A 17,482-nucleotide genomic window follows, 5' to 3' on the forward strand; every position below is an offset into this window, starting at 1 on the left:
CCTTTCCGTCACATCAATGGCGCCTGTGCCGCCGTCATCGCTGGCAAGCCAGCTCCCACAGGGTTTTGCATTTACAGGTCTTGCGTTTGTGCCTACTGGCTTGGCGGCGCCGGTTCCGGTTCGTTGGTCACGCGCAGCAGTCCCCATAACCCGGAGGTGTTGCCGTAGGCCGCGTAGTCACGGAACAGGTAATCCCCCGGGATCGCATTGCTACCGCCGGCGCTCGGGATCATGAAGCTGAAGTGCGCGGCCGGCAGGACGCTTTCGTGGGCGCCGATGTACATCGACATCGGGTTGTAGCCGAAGCGCACCGAGCCGACGCCCGGCGAGCCCATCGGATAACCACCGACGTCACTCTTCTCAGCCTGGAACGGATTCACCGACCAGACATGCCCGTCGAGCTGGAACGTGGTGCCGCGACTGCCACCGCTTGGCATCAGAATGTGCGTGCGGAACGGCTGCCCCGGTTTGGCGTAAAGCACCGGCGTCTGCGGATCGCCGCCGACCAGCGCATTGCTGTAGGCCATGTGCGCATTGGTCATGTCGCCATAACCCGCGCCATCGGCATGACCAAACGGTGCGTCCGGGGCGAGGCCGAAGCGATACCACAGCGGTTCGGTCTTGTAGTTGATCGCCATGCTCGAGTTGTCCTGCGGATCGGTCGGCACGCCGAAGCCTTCAGCTGCAATCCCTTCCACCGGCCGGCCATTGGCCCAACGGGTGTTCAACGCCTTGTGCCAGACCATCGCAAAATCGCGGTAGCTGGTTTGCCCTGGCGCCGTCACCGTGGCGTTGACCTTGCGCGCATCATCAACCCAGGTCGCGCCGATCGGCAGAATACTCATCGCCCCGCCAAGGCCTTTTTGCGGCTGCTTGATCACGTCCGCCGGGGTGATGTTCAAACCGCCGAACTCGACCGCCGTGGCATTGATGTTGTCGACGCTACGGCCCAGTTGCGTCACCGGTTTGCCTTCACGCTCCAGGTGCCCGGCGTAGTACTGATAGGTACGGGTCGGGTACGCGCCGCTGTTGCCAACGCGCGGTGGCACGGTCTGGATCGGGTTGGCGCCGACGTTGGCGCCGTCGGATTTGGTGATGTCATACGCCAGCAACTGTGCGTGCAGGCCGACGTGGCTGGAGGGCCGCATCAGGTTGTTGCTGAAGGTGGTCGAACCCAGACCGCTGTTGCGATCACGCTTGACCATGCCTTGCATCACTGCGGTTTGCGTCAGGTCCGGCATCACGCTCGGCAGACGGTTTTCCAGGGTGATGTTGATGCAATCCCCTGCCGCCGCACGCAGTACCAGCGGTTCAACCGGGATGCCGGGTTTCAGCTTGCCGCTGAGCGGATCCAGATCGGATTTGCGCACATACAGAATCGCAGTCGGATCATGCAAGGGCCCGCTCTGCCCGCCGATGGTGATGGTCTCGCCATCCTCCGGATCGGTCACGGTGACTTGTGGAATGCTCACCGTGCGCGAGTTCAGCACCAGGGTGCCGCCCGCCGGATTCAGCGGCCCGCCGACATGCTGGCCGAGCCCTTCGGGATCGCCGAGGGTCAGGCCCAGCGTATTGCCGAGAATGTCGTTGGCCAGCGCTGCGACCACTTCATAGTTGCGCTGCACCGTCGGACGGGTGCCGATGCCATTGGGGTTAGCGCTGATCCGTGGGCAACTGCCCTCGAACGCCACGGTGTTGCGCATGCCCGCCGGGCTCGGGTTGTTCGGGATGGCGAACAGGTCGGCGCGTTTGGCGGTGTAGTTGCGCATCACCCCCCAGATACCGCTCCAGTAGCCTTCGATCGAAGCGTCCATCGAGTACAAATAATCCCCGGTGGTCGCTGCCGAACTGGACAGCATCGACACCGGCGCAATGAAGCCCATCTGCTCGGAAATACCGATCATCTGCGACGCACGCCAGCCGGAGTTGGAGCTGTTGCCGAAACCGGAACCGCTCTGCAGCCATTTAACACCGTGCAGGGTGACGTTGTGCTCTTCCTCATGGCCGCCGGCATGCACCCGCAGCCGCACGTTGTCGCCGGTATAGGTGCGCAGCATCGGCGTGAACGGGTCACCGGGTTCGGCGCCGCCCTTGTTGATGTGCGGCGGAAACAGCGTGGTGCCGCCGGTGGGTCCGGTCGCCGAGGTGAGCAGATTCGGCGCCAGGTTCATCGCCGGGATCGCCCGGTCGGTACGGCTTTGCATGGCGAACGACAGATCGCCACCGAGGCCGTCAGCCTGCATGCCACGCTTGCCGTCCGGGCCGACCTTGTTCGGGTCGTACACGCGCAGGGCCAGCGGCTCGTTGCGATAGTTGACGACGAACATGCCCGGATCATCCACCGAGATCGCCTGCGGACATGGCCGGCTCGGGCAGCCCGGGACCTGACCGCCCTGCACTTCCAGCACACCTTCAAGCAGATTGCTGGCGTTGTTACGCACAGGCGGATTGATCGCGTAGCGGAAGCTGTCAGCGGTGGCCGGGAACGCCTGCGCATTCGGCACGCCGTTAGGGCCGGCACCGACATAGACGCCGGCTTCATAGGCGTGCTGGAAGTCGCTGTATTCGAGGAAGAACTCGCGGAAGCTGTCGTTCTTGCCGTCGCCATCGAGGTCGCCGGTATTGATCACCGCTTGCCACGACGTCGGCCCACCGTCCTGACGCGCGCCGCTGTAGAGAGGTTCGCCGGTTTCGGCGTGGAACCAGGTCGAACCGGCGGGTTCGGCCAACACAGTGGCGTACAGACCAATCTGCTGGTGCGTCGATGGGCCGAGGTGGTCGTGGGTGAAGATGGTGCCGAGACCGCGATCGACGCCTTTGGCGTTGACCACCGGGTCGACGAACCAGCGCTGCATCGCCGTGCGCGCTCCGAGCCAATCGGCGCGGCCGTACTGGCCGAAGAACGGATGGTTCCTGGCTTTCGGGCAAGTCTGGGTGCCGTCGCGCGAGTCAGTACTGGCGCACTGATTGAACTCACGGATCGCGTGAATACGTTCCTGCACGGCGCCGGGCGAGAGCACGCCGTCCTCGTAGTTCCAGCCGTTGGATGAGCCGTCCGCCGAAGTCAGATCCCACTTCGGCAGGTGGATGTGCTGTCCGATCACGTCGGTTGGCGTGCGCACCTGATAGTCGTCCATCTCGTAGGTGGCCGGCACCAGGTTGGTTTGCTGGTATTGCACGCAATCGAAAGTGTTCATGCGCATCACCAGCGGCTCTGGCGGACGCTGCTTGGTGATCACCGGCCAGGCGTCTTCCCACAGCGCGAGAATGCGCGCCTGCGGGAAGTGATAACCGACCTTGTTGTACACCGCGTCGAACTGGATGTTGGCGGCTTTGTAGATGCGTGGGCGGTCGGCGGTGAAGCTTGAAGCGCCGACAAAGGACATGCCGTCGATGCGCTCACCGCTGGCGAACTCACCGCTGCCGGCGCTGCTGGTCAGGCGTTTCTGCCGATCGTCCATGCACGGTTCGTAGTACGGCGCGCCCGCCATCGGCAAGGCGCCGTTGGTACGGAAGGCCTTGGCCACCACTTGGTTGCCCGGCAGCAAGGCGTAGCTTGGGTGATCTTTTTTCGCGTGGAAAGCCATCGCGGCCTGTTCGACTTCAGTGCCTTCTTCCGGCAGGTAAATCGGTTTGGCGCGGGTGACTTCCTTGGAGAAGTCGAGCGAAGTGGTCACGGTGTGCGCTTCGCCACCGGCCGCGACGCCATCCAGTGCGTGCCGCTGCAAACCGCCGTTCCAACCGCCGGACTGCGCCGGGTCGAGGTTGGCCCACAGCGCTTTGCCGCTGGCCTTGAGCGATTGCGCGGTGGCGGCGTCGAGCATGTCCAGTGGCGGCGTTGGCGGACGTTGGCCGACCGAACTTTCCATGCCGCCGATCCAGAACGGATAGCCAGGATTTTTCAGGCTGCCGTCGGCATTGCGATTGGCTTCACTGCGATCAACCAGCGCCAGTGAGCCGATGGCTTGACCACCGGCGTTGCCGCCATGGTGTTCACCGTCGTCATCGCCCTCTTCTTCATCCTCGTCGTCATCATTGCCGGCGATCAAGGTTTCACCGATTTTCGGCACGACCACGACTTTGCCCGGCATCGGCGCCATGGCTTTGCCGGGCAGCGGCACGATGGCCGGAATTGGTGTACCGGCAACGATTTCGCCATCGGGCAAGGCGCGTGCGCCGGCCGCCGGTTTACCGCTGCGCAAGGCAAACGGTTCACTGTGGTAGCCGTCGGCGCCCTGCTGCGAAACATCGAGTCGAGTGCCTTCTTCGAACACATCATGCACCCGCCACATGGCCCACATGCCCTGGGCAAAGTGCGGATAGAAATGGCAGTGATAGATCGCATCGCCGGCCACGCGGTTGCGGTTGCCCGACCCGCCGTTGGCGATTTCATAGGTGTAACCGGCGCCCGGGCCAATGCCTTGGGCGTCGACGTAATCGGAGTTGTCGTCGTTGGGGTTGAACAGCCACTGATGGCCGTGCAGGTGGAAGATGTGCTGCTCGTGGCCATTGTGGGTGTTGCGGAATTTGACGAAGTCACCGATGTAGCTGTGGTTGACGTTCGACGGCTCCGACGGATACAGCGCCATGGTGGCTTTCACGCCGATCTGATCGGCGCGCGGTGTCTGGCCCGGGGCGATGTTCTCAAGCCCGGTGTTGGCCGGCACATCCACCAGCATCGCCACATCGCCGACGGTGTGCGAACTGAGGAAGAATTCTTCGTAGGCGCATGACAGGCAGTCGTGCATCGGCCCCACGCCCAAGCGGTTGGCGACCACTTCGGCGCCCATGCCGCCGGAGCCGTAGTTGATCATGAACGAGTCGCGGGTCGGCTCCAGCACATGGGCCATCACCGGATCAGCCCAGAACGCAGGGAACGCTTGGGTGGCTGCAGTTTCGTCCTGAAATTGCGAAGCGAAATCGCGGAACGCTTCGAGGCGGTTGGGGATCGCCGGGTTACGTTTGCCGACCGATTCCAGCGGATAAGTGCTGGGCGGGAAACTGCCGTCGGCGTTGCTGCCCATGACAATCGCATCGCTTTCGCTGGAAATGATTTCATTGCCGTCGACCATGCCGATGATCGGCGTGCCGGCCTTGCCTTCACGCAACCACGGTTCACGCTGTGGGTAGCGCGCCTGGTAGTCGACGATCGGTTGGCCGGTGGGTGCGCGGCCAGTCGTGGCCAGGCGCATTTCTTCTTCGGTGAGGGTATTGCGATAAGTGCGACCGCCCTTGGGCAGCACGACGACCTGGCCGAACAGACCATTGGCAACGTTGCCGGCCGCGCCCTCGCCGCCAAACGTCGCGCCACGGCTGCTGACGGCAAACGCGCCCTCGCGTTCGGCGTACAGCGTGTAGGAACGGCTCGCCCCCGGTGGCACCAGACTGTTGGCGTTACGTCCGGTGAATGAAGAGATGTCATCAATGCTGTTCACTGCTTGCAGGCCGTTGACCTGGAAACCGACGTGACGATCAGCCACTTGCTCATCGACTTTGAAGTCTTCGGCGCCGTTGGCGTTTTCCGCGCCCTCTTCTTCGCCCTCGTTTTCAAAATGCTTGTTCGGGTTGGCCTGATAGTCGAGCAGGTTTTGCAGATTGATCGTCAGGCAATCACCCGCCGCCACCCGCAACACTAATGGCCGAGGACGCTTGTCCGGGCGCAACGAGACTCTGCCCGGCACCGCGGCGCCACCGTAAGCCAGCGACTGCTCATGTTCATCAACGACATCGCGGCGCAAGGCGAACATCATGCCGTTGATGTTCTGCGCACCGAGGCGGTTGAACATCAACGGTTGATCGAAGGCGACGACGTTGGCCACCAGGTTGCGCTCGCAACGCACGGCCGCGCCGGCCAGCTCGACGCTGAGCATCGAGGCCAGAATCACTAGCCAGTTCAACAGAGACGGAGCGTGATGAATGCCAACCATGATCAGTAACCTCGTAGTGGGTGCTCTTGGGAACACTTCTCGACAAATGCCTCGGAGCAATCCGCGTGCCACAAAAAATTGCATTAGCGTTCAATCAGTTACCGCGACCACTTGAGAACCCGGGGGATATTCCCCACCCTTTTTCCCCACTTTTCGGGGCTATCCGGTTTGCCCCGAAAGTGGGGAAACCGGGTTGGGGGTTCACAACGGCGCATCCATCGCCAGGCCCTGAAGACGCCGGTACTGACGCAACACGTTCGGCACGTAACGCTGGGTTTCGGCGAACGGCGGAATCACCCGGCCACGGCTGAGCACCGCGTCGGGGCCGGCGTTGTAGGCCGCCACGGCAAGGGCGATGTCGTTGTCGAACAGGGTCATCAGGCGCTTGAGGTATTTCGCTCCGCCCTGGATGTTGGCCTTGGGGTCGTAGACGTCGGTCACGCCCAGTTCGCGCGCGGTGTCGGGCATCAATTGCATGAGTCCACCGGCGCCTTTGGCTGAGGTGGCGCCCGGGTTGTAATGGGATTCGGCGTTGATCACCGCGTGCAGCAGCGCTTCAGGTAATTGATTGACTTTGGCTGCCGCTGAGACCAGCTCCGCGTAGGGCTGATTGGCGATCATTTGTGGCTGTTGATCGAGGCTGGCCACAGGCATTTCAGCCTCGTGGATCACCCGTTCGTAAGTGCGTCCGGGCCGGTGAACGTTGGACAGTACATAGCTGCCCTTGGCGTCCACCGAGATGAACACATCGGCCTGCGCGGCGCCGCTGAGCAGCACACAACCGAGCAATCCGCTGGCGATAATTTTCATGTCGGGCCTCCCCGGATCGACCCCGATAAATTGGGGGAAATGCCCCAATGGCCGATCACGTTTGAGCCATACGCAAGCACTGTGCCGACTCTTGAAAGGCCCGTATTTCAAGGGTTTCAACGCATAAGCGGGTTTTCAGTGGGGGCTGAGCATGGCATTTGCATAAGCCCTTCAGGCGACACGGCTGCCACTCACGGGAGGTCATCATGAAGCTGCAATTTCGTCCGCGTGGCCAACGCGGTTTTACCCTGCTCGAATTGCTCGTGGTGCTGGTGGTGCTTGGCCTGTTGGCCGGCATCGTCGCGCCGAAATACTTCGCCCAACTCGGTCGCTCGGAAGTGAAAGTGGCCAAGGCGCAGATCGAAGGACTGAGCAAAGCACTGGACATCTATCGACTGGAAGTCGGCCACTACCCGTCCACCGAACAGGGCTTGCAAGCCTTGGTCACCGCACCGAGCGACGAGGCGAAATGGACCGGCCCGTACCTGCAGAAAAAGCTGCCACAGGATCCTTGGGGGCGTAATTACGCTTACCGTTATCCCGGCGAAAACAGCGAGTACGACTTGCTGTCGATGGGCAAGGACGGCCAGCCCGGCGGCGAAGGCGAAAACGCTGAAGTGACCAACTGGCAGTGAGCGGAGCGCGGCCCATGCGATTTCATTTGAAAGCGGTCGGCAAGGCGGGCGTGGTGTCGTTGAGCGTCGAAGCGGCTGGCGACAGCGAGGCACGACGGATCGCCGAGGATCAGGGCTTGCGTGTGCTCAGCTCGCATGCCGACAAGCATTGGCGCTCACTGAAACTGCGCCAGCGCGAAACCTTCAACCTGGTGTTGTTCAGCCAGGAACTGACCACGCTGCTCAATGCCGGCCTACCGTTGATCGATGCGCTGGAAAGCCTCGCCGAAAAAGAATCCGCCCCCGCTGCCCGCAAAACCTTGAGTGAGCTGGTGCGCCTGCTTTATGAGGGCAAATCCTTCTCGCAGGCGTTGGGCCAGTTGTCGGCGGTGTTCCCGCCGCTGTACGTGGCGCTGGTACAGTCCAGCGAGAAGACCGGCGCGGTCGGCGACGCATTGGGCCGCTACGTCAGCTATCGCCAGCGCATGGACGAGGTGCGGCAGAAGATCATCAGCGCCTCGATCTATCCAATGTTGTTGCTGATCGTTGGCGGTGGCGTGGTGCTGTTCCTGATGGGCTATGTGGTGCCGCGCTTCAGTCTGGTGTTTGAAGGCTTGGGCGATAACCTGCCGTGGCTGTCGCAGGTTTTGATGAACAGCGGGATGTTTCTACATGCGCATCAGGCGGAATTTTTTGGCGCGCTGGCCGCGATTGTCATCGCCCTCGCCGTGCTGCAAAAACAACCGGCGTTTCGCCGAGGGCTGGATCGGCTGGTGGAGAAACTGCCGGCGGTGCATCAACGGATTTTCATGTATGAACTGGCGCGGTTTTATCGCTCGCTGGGGATTCTGCTGCAAGGTGGGATTCCGCTGGTGACCGCCATGGCCATGGTCCGAGGTTTGCTCACTGTGGCTTCGCGGACGCGACTGGATCAGGCCTGCGAGCGGGTGCGCGAGGGGCAGTCGCTGTCTACCGCGCTGGAGCTCAATCACCTGGTGACGCCGGTGTCGCTACGACTGCTCCGGGCCGGCGAACAGTCCGGCAACCTCGGGCAAATGATGGAACGCAGCGCCGACTTCTACGACGAGGAAATCAGTCGCTGGCTGGAGTGGTTCGTGAAGTTGTTCGAACCGCTGCTGATGACCTTCATCGGCTTGCTGATCGGGGTCATCGTGATCCTGATGTACATCCCGATTTTCGAACTGGCTTCGAGTATTCACTGACCCCCGGGAACGGGCCGAATCCCTGCAACAACGCACTCTCACGTTCCCAACAAGACCACAAAGACGGAGAACGATATGCACATTAAAAAGCTCGTGCTCGCAATGGCCATCGGCGCAGTTCTGTCGGCGTCTACGGTACTCATTCCCGATAGCTTGTCCGGGGTGTCCAGTGCTTATGCCAAGGATGGTGGGAGTGGTGGTGGAGGCAGTGGTAGCGGAGGGGGCGGTGGCGGAGGTGGAGGAAGTGGCGGCGGCGGCGGTCACGGTGGCAGCGGTGGTGGCAGCGGTGGAAATGGTGGGGGCGGAAGTGGCGGCGGAGGCAGTCACGGCGGTGGCGGCAACAGTGGCAGTGGTGGTGGCGGTGGCAACAGTGGCCATAGCGGCAGCGACCACGGCTCGGGGCACTCGGGCGACAACGCCTCATCCGGCCGCAACGGCACCCATGCTGAAGCGGGAGATGACCATGGCGTTCATCGTGCCGGTGAAGTCGGTGATGATCGTGGCGTCCATGCTGCGGCTGAGGCCGGCGATGATCGCGGCGTGCATGTCGGCGGCGAGCCGGGCGATGACAAGCGCGCCAACTGATCAATCCTGAAAACACCGCAACTCTTGTGGGAGCTGGCTTGCCAGCGATGAGGCCGGGTCAGGCAAAATTGTATTGCCTGCCACACCGCCATCGCTGGCAAGCCAGCTCCCACAATGTTCTGCAGTGTGCACAAATTCCGCAGCCGCCTACGATCTCCTACAGTTTTGATCCGCGTAAGGCTCAGAGGGCGACGTTGTTCTGGTTCAGGCGTTCACGCAAAAACTCAACCAGCGCCTGCACCGGCCTTGAAGCCTGACGATGCTGCGGATACACCGCCGACAACGTCAGCGGCTCCGGACGCAAATTATCCAGCACCGGCACCAGCCGCCCATCCTTCAGCGCCGCGCCAACAATGAACGTCGGCAGATAAGTAATGCCCATCCCCTGCACCGCCGCGTCCCTGAGCAATTCGCCGTTGTTCACGCGCATACGCCCCGTGACATTGACCAACACTGGCTTGCCCTGCCCCGCGTTGAAGCGCCACTGCACCGAGCGCCCGTGGCCGTAAGGCAGACAGTCATGGCTGTGCAGGTCTTCCGGTTCAAGAGGCGTACCCCGTTCAGCCAGATACGCCGGGCTGGCGCAGTACACCCGTTCGATCGACGCGATACGCCGGGCAATCAGGGTCGAATCTTCCAGCACGCCAATGCGCAGCGCCAGATCGTAGCCCTCACCGAGCAAATCCACCGGCCGATCACTCAGATCGACCTCCACAGTGACCTCCCGATAGCGCTGCAAGAACATCGGCAGCAGACAGCCCAGATGCGCCACGGCAAACGACAGCGGCGCACTCAATCGAATCGTCCCGCGCGGTTCGGCGGTTTGCCCGGCGATGCCCTGCTCCACTTGCTCGACTTCACCGAGCAGGCGCAATGCCGATTCGTAATAACTCTGCCCCAGCGGCGTCACGTCGAGGCGCCGCGTCGAGCGGTTCAATAACCGCACGCCGAGGCGCTCTTCCAGTTGCATCAAGCGCCGGCTGACGAACTGCTTGGACAGGCCCAACTGATCGGCCGCTGCGGTGAAGCTGCCGGAGTCCATGACCTGGCAAAAAATACGCATGTCTTCGAACGGGTTCATTGTCACTCTCTGGTGGACAGTTAAACGCTTTATAGCCGCTTTTTCACTTTCGAGCAGCTCATTAATCTGTGCTCACGGTTTGAACACAACCCTGAACAGGTAGGAGCTGCCGAAGGCTGCGATCTTTTGATCTTGATCTGCGATGACATCGCGTGAAGGCAAAAACAGGATCAAAAGATCGCAGCCTGCGGCAGCTCCTACACAACTGCATACCAACTAAAAAATGGAATTGAACATGAACATCAAGAAAACCCTCGCCGCTTCCCTCCTCGCCCTGTCCATCGGCAATGCTTTCGCCGCTGAAAGCAGCGGTGTCGAACACAACACCCAAGCCTTCCTCAACGCCCTCGCCGCTGGCGGTGGCAAACCCCTTGAACAACTGAGCCCGAAAGACGCCCGTGCAGTACTGACCGGCGCGCAGGCTTCGGTGAAAGTGGACCTGTCCGGTGTTGAAGTCAGCGACAAGGCGATCAAGGTCGATGGCCAGACGATCAACCTGAAAGTGGTGCGTCCGGCCAAGGTCAAAGGCGAGTTGCCGGTGTTCATGTTCTTCCACGGTGGCGGCTGGGTGCTCGGTGATTACCCGACGCACCAACGCCTGATTCGCGACTTGGTGGTGGGTTCCGGCGCGGTTGCGGTGTACGTCGATTACACGCCGTCGCCGGAAGCGCAGTACCCGACCGCAATCAACCAGGCCTACGCCGCGACGAAATGGGTGGCCGAGCACGGCAAGGACATCGGTGTCGATGGCAAGCGCCTGGCCGTGGCCGGCAACAGCGTCGGCGGCAACATGGCGGCGGTCGTGGCGCTGATGGCCAAGGAACAGAAAGCCCCGGCGCTGCGTTTCCAGCTGCTGATGTGGCCGGTGACCAACGCGCAATTCGACGACGGTTCGTACCAGCAATTTGCCGAGGGCCACTTCCTCACCAAAGGCATGATGCAGTGGTTCTGGGACAACTACACCACCAACCCGGCCGAGCGTGCGCAGATCCACGCCTCGCCGCTGAATGCCAGCGCCGAACAGCTCAAAGGCCTGCCCGCCGCACTGGTGCAGACCGCCGAATTCGACGTGCTGCGTGACGAAGGCGAAGGTTATGCGCGGCACCTCGATGCGGCCGGCGTAGCGGTGACCTCGGTGCGTTACAACGGGATGATTCATGACTTTGGCCTGCTCAATCCGCTGAGTCAGATTCCTGAGGTGAAAGCGGCGGTGCGTCAGGCGGCGGCCGAGTTGAAAACCCACTTGCAGCCTTAACGGCAAAAGATCGCAGCCTGCGGCAGCGCCTACTTTGGAATGCATTTTCTGTAGGAGCTGCCGCAGGCTGCGATCTTTTTATTGGCAGACACTGCGGAGCCAAGGTCATGACATTTTTTTACACCCACCTGCTGTCTTTCAGCGCCGCCCTGCTGCTGCTCGACGCTGTGCTCTGGCACTTCTCGCCCTTCACCCATCGCGCCCCGAGAGTGGGTGTGCGGCTGGTGCTGTTTCTGGCGTTCACGGCACTGGTAATCAACGCGGGTGTCAGTCCGTTGCAAGCGCCATTGTTCGCCGATGACCGCGTGGCGCAACTGGGTGCGACGGCGCTGGGGATTCTCTGGTGGCTGTACGCCGCGCGGGTGCTGACCGAAGTGATTGGCCTGGCGCTGATGCGCCGCATCGGCCACAGCGGTCGGTTGCTGCAAGACGTGATCGGCGCCCTGGTCTTTCTGGTCGCCACCGTCGCCGCGGCTGGTTACGTGCTGGAACTGCCGGTGAAAGGCTTGCTGGCGACCTCCGGCGTGGTGGCGATCGTTGTCGGCCTGGCGCTGCAAAGCACCTTGGCCGATGTGTTTTCCGGGATCGTGCTCAACACCACCAAGCCGTATCAGGTGGATGATTTCGTGGTGATCGACGGCGTCGAAGGCAAGGTCTTCGACATCGACTGGCGCGCCACGCACCTGCTGACCAGCGCCGGGACCATGGCGGTGGTGCCGAACTCGGTGGCGGCTAAAGCGAAAATCGTCAACCTCAGTCGCCCGAGCAACATGCACGGTGTGTCGATCAGCATTCAGGTGCCCAATCATATTCGCCCACGCAGGGTGCTCGATGCACTGGATCGTACGCTGCAAGGCAGCAGCTCGCTGTTGCTGAGTCCGGCGCCGAAAGCCGTGCTGAAAGAGGCCGGCGAAACCATGTCGGAGTATGTCGCCAGCGGCTTCATCGCCGAGCTGGGCAAGAAAAGCGAGGTGCGCAATCAACTGTTCGACCTCGCTCACCGGCATCTCGAAGCAGCGGGTATTTCGCGGCACCCGGATGGCGTGATCGAACCGTCGACCCGCGCTCGCGCGTTGCTCGATGAGGTGAAGATCTTCCGCTCGCTGAGCAGTGAGGAACGTGATCGCCTCGGCGAGTCGATGGTTGCGCAGCAGTATGCGGCGGGCCAGGTGGTGCTGGATCTGGACGAAGTGCCGGACAGTCTGTTTGTGATCGCCACAGGCGTGGTCAGTGCGACCGTGCCGGACGGTAACGGACAGGTCGAGGCCGGGCGAATGGGGCCGAGCGAGGTCATGGGAGAACAAAGTATTCTGGCGGATACGCCGTCGCAAGCGACGTTCACAGCATTGACGTCGAGCATCATTTATCGTCTCGACAAGAATCTGACCCGCGAGTGCATGGAGCAACGTACGGAGGTTGGCCGGGCGTTGAATAAGTTGCAGGCGGTGCGTCAGCAGAACAGTCGCCTCGCGTTGATGGCCAAACCGGTGGCGGTGAGGAAAGGTGGGTTTTTGGGATGGTTGCAGAAGCGTTGATGCGCAAGAATCAAGATCAAAAGACTACCCCCTCACCCCAGCCCTCTCCCCCAGGGGGGCGAGGGGGAAAGGGAGCCGATCTCCGGGGTTTTCAAGACCTGAGTTCGGCTCGGTATTACAGGTCGGCGTACCTCGAAAAAGCCCCTCGGTCAGTCCCCTCTCCCTCCGGGAGAGGGCTAGGGTGAGGGGCTTTTCAGGATCGGCCGATTACTTGGCAGTGAACTTGGTATAGCTGTTAATCAGGTTGCGGTAGTTAGGCAGACGCTCCGACAACAGGTGCGCCAGGCCTTCCATGTCGTTGCGCCAGTCGCCCTGCAGCTCGCACGCCACCGAGAACCAGTTCAGCAGGTGAGCACCCGCCGCCGACATCCGCGCCCACGCCGCTTGTTGCACGGTGGTGTTAAAGGTGCCGGACGAGTCAGTCACCACAAACACTTCGTAACCTTCAGCGATGGCCGACAAGGTCGGGAACGCTACGCAAACGTCCGTCACCACACCGGCGATGATCAGTTGCTTGCGACCGGTCGCCTTGATCGCTTTGACGAAGTCTTCGTTGTCCCAGGCATTGATCTGGCCTGGACGCTGAATGAACGGCGCATCCGGAAACTGCTCGCGCAATTCAGGCACGATCGGGCCGTTGGGACCTGCGTCGAAACTGGTGGTCAGGATGGTCGGCAGCTTGAAGAACTTGGCGATATCGCCCAGCGCCAGCACGTTGTTCTTGAATTCGTTCGGAGTGAAGTCCTGGACCAGCGAGATCAGACCGGTCTGGTGATCGACCAGCAGTACAACCGCATCATCTTTGTTCAGACGTGTGTAAGGAACGCTCATGGGAAAACTCCTGATGGACGGATGGATGAAGCGTTGAGCGCCGACCGGATGGCCGGCGCTTCAGGGGAAATCAGAAAGCGAAGCAGGAGCAGCCGAACGCGCCCCAGAAACCGGCGAAGTCGCTGACCGGTGCGTTCGACATCCGTGCCTTTTCATGGCTGTGGGTGTGCACCGCGCATGGGCCGCTGCATTGGTGCACCTGCGCCTGCAATGGCGAATTCGGCCGCCAGTGGCCCGGGACTTTGACCACCGGCGACCAGTCCGGCAGCACCGGAATCGAACGCGGGCCGAGGTCTTCGAAGTCGCCAGCGGCGTAAACGATCTTGCCGCCAACCACGGTCATCACCGATTCGATCCACTTGATCGCTTCTTCTTCGACATGGAAGAAGTCCGCGCTCAGCGCCGCCAGATCCGCCAATTGGCCGACCTTGATCTGGCCTTTCTTGCCCTGCTCCGAGGAGAACCAGGCACTGCCGTGGGTGAACAGTTCCAGCGCGGTGGTGCGCGGCAGACCTTCTTCGTACAAGGCCAGACCACCAACGGTGCGACCGCTGACCATCCAGTACAGCGAAGTCCATGGGTTGTAGCTGGACACCCGCGTCGCATCAGTGCCGGCGCCGACCGGCACACCTTCGGCGAGCATGCGTTTGATCGGCGGGGTCGCCTCGGCGGCTTGCTTGCCGTAGCGGTCGACGAAGTACTCACCCTGGAAGGCCATGCGATCCTGAATCGCAATGCCGCCGCCCAGCGCTTTCACCCGTTCGATGTTCTGCGGGGTGATGGTTTCAGCGTGGTCGAAGAACCACGGCAGACCGTTGAACGGAATGTCGCGATTGACCTTCTCGAACACATCGAGCATGCGGCTGATCGATTCGTTGTAAGTCGCGTGCAAACGGAACGGCCAGCGCTGCTCGACCAGGTGGCGCACCACCGGCTCCAGTTCTTGCTCCATGGTTTGCGGCAGGTCCGGGCGCGGCTCGAGGAAGTCTTCGAAATCCGCTGCGGAGAACACCAGCATCTCGCCGGCGCCGTTGTGGCGCAGGTAGTCGTCGCCCTGATGCAACGTGACGCTGCCGGTCCAGTTCTGGAAATCGCTCAGCTCTTCTTTGGGTTTCTGGGTGAACAGGTTGTAGGCGATGCGCACGGTCAACTGGTCGTCTTTGGCCAGTTGCTCGATCACTTGGTAATCGTCCGGGTAGTTCTGGAAACCACCGCCGGCATCGATCGCGCTGGTCAGGCCGAGGCGATTGAGTTCGCGCATGAACTGGCGGGTCGAGTTGACCTGATATTCCAGCGGCAGCTTCGGCCCCTTGGCCAGCGTCGAGTAGAGAATCATCGCGTTTGGCCGCGCGACCAGCATGCCGGTCGGGTTGCCGTTGCTGTCGCGGACGATCTCGCCACCCGGCGGGTTCGGCGTGTCGCGGGTGTAACCGGCGACGCGCAGCGCGGCGCGGTTGAGCAGCGCTCGGTCATACAGGTGCAGGATGAACACCGGGGTGTCCGGCGCGGCCTGGTTGATTTCTTCAAGGGTCGGCATGCGCTTTTCGGCGAACTGGAATTCGTTCCAGCCACCAACCACGCGCACCCATTGCGGGGTTGGCGTGCGGTCAGCCTGATCCTTGAGCATGCGCAGCGCATCGGCGAGCGACGGCACGCCTTCCCAACGCAGTTCGAGGTTGTAGTTCAAACCGCCACGGATCAGGTGCAAGTGCGAGTCGTTGAGGCCAGGGATCACACAGCGGCCGTGCATATCGACCACTTGCGTGTTCGGCCCGCGCAGGGCCATCGCTTGATTGTCGTTGCCGACAACCACGAAACGGCCGTCGGTGATGGCCACGGCACTGGCCAGCGGTTTGGTGCGGTCTACGGTATGAAACTGGCCATTGAATAAAATCAGATCGGCGCTCATCGCAGTTCCTCAAGCAAAGTGAAAAGAAGCGAACCCCGCGCGCTCAGCGTGGCGAGGTTTCTTGGGAATCGAGGTGTTCATGGGCCTGGCTGGCTTCGAGCCACGGCGTAAACAAACGGGTGACCGGCGGCATCACCACGTACACCACCGACAGGACGATGGTCAGGGTGATCAGGAACGTGGCGACCACGTAGTTGGAAAGAATCGGATGCAACGCCAGCAGCGGTCCCCAGATCAACGGCACCAGCAAGGTGTGCGGCAGAATCACCAGCAGCGTGACCACGGCTTGCTTCCAGCGCGGCGGCGGCGAAGCGGCATCGGCCAGTGGTGTGAACCAGAATTCATTGATCGGCGCGACTTCGGTCTGGTCGCCATCAGCCAGCATTGGCGCGGCTTCGGCGACCAGCGCCTGACGCTGCGGCGACTCCAGCCAGCCTTGCATCGATTCGGTGGAGCTGAAGCGCAGTACGCAGGTGTAGAAATCGAGACGGCCGCGCTTGCCGCGCACCACGTCCACACCCAGATGCCCTTCCCGCTGCCCTGCCACGTGAACGATATTGCGCAGCCAGGCTTCATACGCCGACTCGAAACCGGCCTTGACCCGGTGTTTGATGATCAACGTGACCGTCTCGTCGGCCCCCGGTGCTTGTGGGTTGAGGACTTCAGGCATAACGCAGCACTCCGGGTAAACGAACAGGAATCACCAGCCGTCCCGGCCCGGCGATCAACACAGTGGTAAACAGGATCAACAGCAACCAGCCGAACTGCCCTTCGGCCACACTCCATTGCGGATGCACGACCAACAGCGCCACCAGCAGCACAAAGAGAATAGGCACGCAGGCCAATCGCGCCAGTAACCCGGCGACGATCAGTAACGGACAGAGGACTTCGGCGAAGATCGCCAGAATCAAGGTGAGGTGAGAACCAAGGTGGAATGGGTCTTCGATCAGTTGCAGTTGCGCGGTGAAGTCGAGCAGCTTGGGCAAGCCGTGAACCCACAGCAGGAACAATCCGCCGCTCACCCGCAGGAACAGCAAACCGATGTCGCGTGCCCGTTCATCTGTTGAGGCATTCATGACCCGACCCTTGAAATGTCATTGACTGGAATCATGCCAATGATGGTCGGGAGGAAATTGGATGGGTGTGCTCAGTTCTTGCGATCAACCAGGTTACCGGAACGCCGAAGAACTCTGTGGGAGCTGGCTTGCCAGCGATAGCGGAGTGTCAGGCGCCGTCGCTGTTGGCTGAGCTGACGCCATCGCTGGCAAGCCAGCTCCCACAGGGTTTCTGAACGTCCACAAGTTCTGTGTGGGAACGATCAGTGGTCCCGGTTAGCCTGGCACTTCGAGGTTATCCAGTACCCGATTCACCGCCAGCTCGCCGAGCATGATCAACTGCGCAATCCCCAACAGCGCCCTGCGCTGCGGTGCGGGCAACAGATGGGCGACGTCCTGTGCAATGGTCTTGGCCGAGGCGAGTGTTTCGCTGGCATCGGTCAGCAGTTCTTCGTTTTTGGTGTCGGCAGTTACCGCGTACATGCCACGGGTTCTGCGTGGGGGTGGCGTGGAGCCGGGTGGAAGGAGGTAATGGTCGAGGGCGCGGTCGGCGGCTTCGTGGAGTTTTCTGGAATCGATGGATTCGTAGGGGGATGTGGGGTCGATGTCTGGTGGGTTGGGTGTGACTTTGAACATGGTGAATCTCCTTTTTAGAGC

At 61.6% G+C, this 17,482-nt stretch carries 13 protein-coding genes; 5 read left to right on the top strand and 8 right to left on the bottom strand.

Features of this window, described 5'->3' with window-relative positions; translation table 11 throughout:
• Positions 1-92: 92 nt before the first annotated feature.
• Both mnxG and ACIF4X_RS11165 read right to left on the bottom strand, forming a co-directional pair.
• Entirely contained in the window at positions 93-5,927 is a 5,835-nt protein-coding gene (gene mnxG / locus ACIF4X_RS11160) for a manganese-oxidizing multicopper oxidase MnxG (RefSeq protein ID WP_397482150.1), read from the bottom strand.
• Between the two features lie 201 nt (positions 5,928-6,128).
• Positions 6,129-6,737 carry a lytic transglycosylase domain-containing protein gene (locus ACIF4X_RS11165; protein ID WP_397482151.1) on the bottom strand — a complete coding sequence of 203 codons (609 nt, stop codon included), beginning with the start codon at positions 6,735-6,737 and terminating at the stop codon, positions 6,129-6,131.
• Between the two features lie 206 nt (positions 6,738-6,943).
• On the opposite strand from ACIF4X_RS11165, the gene gspG reads away from it, so the two are divergent.
• From gspG to ACIF4X_RS11180, 3 genes are all read left to right on the top strand, one after another.
• Positions 6,944-7,372 carry a type II secretion system major pseudopilin GspG gene (gene gspG, locus ACIF4X_RS11170; RefSeq protein ID WP_007913548.1) on the top strand — a complete coding sequence of 143 codons (429 nt, stop codon included), beginning with the start codon at positions 6,944-6,946 and terminating at the stop codon, positions 7,370-7,372.
• 14 nt (positions 7,373-7,386) lie between these two features.
• Positions 7,387-8,574, top strand: a complete 1,188-nt coding sequence (locus ACIF4X_RS11175) for a type II secretion system F family protein (protein WP_397482152.1) — start codon at positions 7,387-7,389, stop codon at positions 8,572-8,574.
• Positions 8,575-8,649: 75 nt separating this feature from the next.
• Positions 8,650-9,159, top strand: a complete 510-nt coding sequence (locus tag ACIF4X_RS11180) for a hypothetical protein (RefSeq protein WP_397482153.1) — start codon at positions 8,650-8,652, stop codon at positions 9,157-9,159.
• Positions 9,160-9,340: 181 nt separating this feature from the next.
• Here the strand turns inward: ACIF4X_RS11180 and ACIF4X_RS11185 are convergent, their stop codons facing one another.
• On the bottom strand, positions 9,341-10,240 hold the full coding sequence (locus ACIF4X_RS11185; protein WP_397482154.1) for a LysR family transcriptional regulator: 900 nt from the start codon (positions 10,238-10,240) through the stop codon (positions 9,341-9,343).
• 235 nt (positions 10,241-10,475) lie between these two features.
• Here ACIF4X_RS11185 and ACIF4X_RS11190 point away from each other — a divergent pair, with 235 nt between their 5' ends.
• Positions 10,476-11,495: an alpha/beta hydrolase gene (locus ACIF4X_RS11190; RefSeq protein ID WP_397482155.1), complete on the top strand. Its 1,020-nt coding sequence runs from the start codon at positions 10,476-10,478 to the stop codon at positions 11,493-11,495.
• A gap of 107 nt (positions 11,496-11,602) precedes the next feature.
• Positions 11,603-13,030 carry a mechanosensitive ion channel domain-containing protein gene (locus ACIF4X_RS11195; RefSeq protein WP_397482156.1) on the top strand — a complete coding sequence of 476 codons (1,428 nt, stop codon included), beginning with the start codon at positions 11,603-11,605 and terminating at the stop codon, positions 13,028-13,030.
• Positions 13,031-13,237: 207 nt separating this feature from the next.
• Here the strand turns inward: ACIF4X_RS11195 and ycaC are convergent, their stop codons facing one another.
• From ycaC to ACIF4X_RS11220, 5 genes are all read right to left on the bottom strand, one after another.
• On the bottom strand, positions 13,238-13,861 hold the full coding sequence (ycaC, locus tag ACIF4X_RS11200; protein WP_007913541.1) for an isochorismate family cysteine hydrolase YcaC: 624 nt from the start codon (positions 13,859-13,861) through the stop codon (positions 13,238-13,240).
• Between the two features lie 70 nt (positions 13,862-13,931).
• Positions 13,932-15,770: an amidohydrolase gene (locus ACIF4X_RS11205; RefSeq protein ID WP_397482157.1), complete on the bottom strand. Its 1,839-nt coding sequence runs from the start codon at positions 15,768-15,770 to the stop codon at positions 13,932-13,934.
• 43 nt (positions 15,771-15,813) lie between these two features.
• Complete coding sequence (locus ACIF4X_RS11210) at positions 15,814-16,440, bottom strand: antibiotic biosynthesis monooxygenase (protein ID WP_397482158.1); 627 nt, start codon at positions 16,438-16,440, stop codon at positions 15,814-15,816.
• Positions 16,433-16,846: a DoxX family protein gene (locus ACIF4X_RS11215; protein WP_397482159.1), complete on the bottom strand. Its 414-nt coding sequence runs from the start codon at positions 16,844-16,846 to the stop codon at positions 16,433-16,435. Before ACIF4X_RS11215 ends, ACIF4X_RS11210 begins: the two co-directional genes overlap by 8 nt.
• A 255-nt stretch (positions 16,847-17,101) precedes the next feature.
• Positions 17,102-17,461 carry a DUF6124 family protein gene (locus tag ACIF4X_RS11220; RefSeq protein ID WP_397482160.1) on the bottom strand — a complete coding sequence of 120 codons (360 nt, stop codon included), beginning with the start codon at positions 17,459-17,461 and terminating at the stop codon, positions 17,102-17,104.
• Between the last annotated feature and the right edge of the window lie 21 nt (positions 17,462-17,482).

The organism is Pseudomonas sp. NPDC085632 (genome assembly GCF_044541255.1).
GTDB lineage: Bacteria > Pseudomonadota > Gammaproteobacteria > Pseudomonadales > Pseudomonadaceae > Aquipseudomonas.

Bases quoted from the DNA above. Each gene is read 5' to 3' on its own strand.
- mnxG (WP_397482150.1), bottom strand. From the start codon at position 5,927: ATGGTTGGCATTCATCACGCTCCGTCTCTGTTGAACTGGCTAGTGATT.
- ACIF4X_RS11165 (WP_397482151.1), bottom strand. From the start codon at position 6,737: ATGAAAATTATCGCCAGCGGATTGCTCGGTTGTGTGCTGCTCAGCGGC.
- gspG (WP_007913548.1), top strand. From the start codon at position 6,944: ATGAAGCTGCAATTTCGTCCGCGTGGCCAACGCGGTTTTACCCTGCTC.
- ACIF4X_RS11175 (WP_397482152.1), top strand. From the start codon at position 7,387: ATGCGATTTCATTTGAAAGCGGTCGGCAAGGCGGGCGTGGTGTCGTTG.
- ACIF4X_RS11180 (WP_397482153.1), top strand. From the start codon at position 8,650: ATGCACATTAAAAAGCTCGTGCTCGCAATGGCCATCGGCGCAGTTCTG.
- ACIF4X_RS11185 (WP_397482154.1), bottom strand. From the start codon at position 10,240: ATGAACCCGTTCGAAGACATGCGTATTTTTTGCCAGGTCATGGACTCC.
- ACIF4X_RS11190 (WP_397482155.1), top strand. From the start codon at position 10,476: ATGAACATCAAGAAAACCCTCGCCGCTTCCCTCCTCGCCCTGTCCATC.
- ACIF4X_RS11195 (WP_397482156.1), top strand. From the start codon at position 11,603: ATGACATTTTTTTACACCCACCTGCTGTCTTTCAGCGCCGCCCTGCTG.
- ycaC (WP_007913541.1), bottom strand. From the start codon at position 13,861: ATGAGCGTTCCTTACACACGTCTGAACAAAGATGATGCGGTTGTACTG.
- ACIF4X_RS11205 (WP_397482157.1), bottom strand. From the start codon at position 15,770: ATGAGCGCCGATCTGATTTTATTCAATGGCCAGTTTCATACCGTAGAC.
- ACIF4X_RS11210 (WP_397482158.1), bottom strand. From the start codon at position 16,440: ATGCCTGAAGTCCTCAACCCACAAGCACCGGGGGCCGACGAGACGGTC.
- ACIF4X_RS11215 (WP_397482159.1), bottom strand. From the start codon at position 16,846: ATGAATGCCTCAACAGATGAACGGGCACGCGACATCGGTTTGCTGTTC.
- ACIF4X_RS11220 (WP_397482160.1), bottom strand. From the start codon at position 17,461: ATGTTCAAAGTCACACCCAACCCACCAGACATCGACCCCACATCCCCC.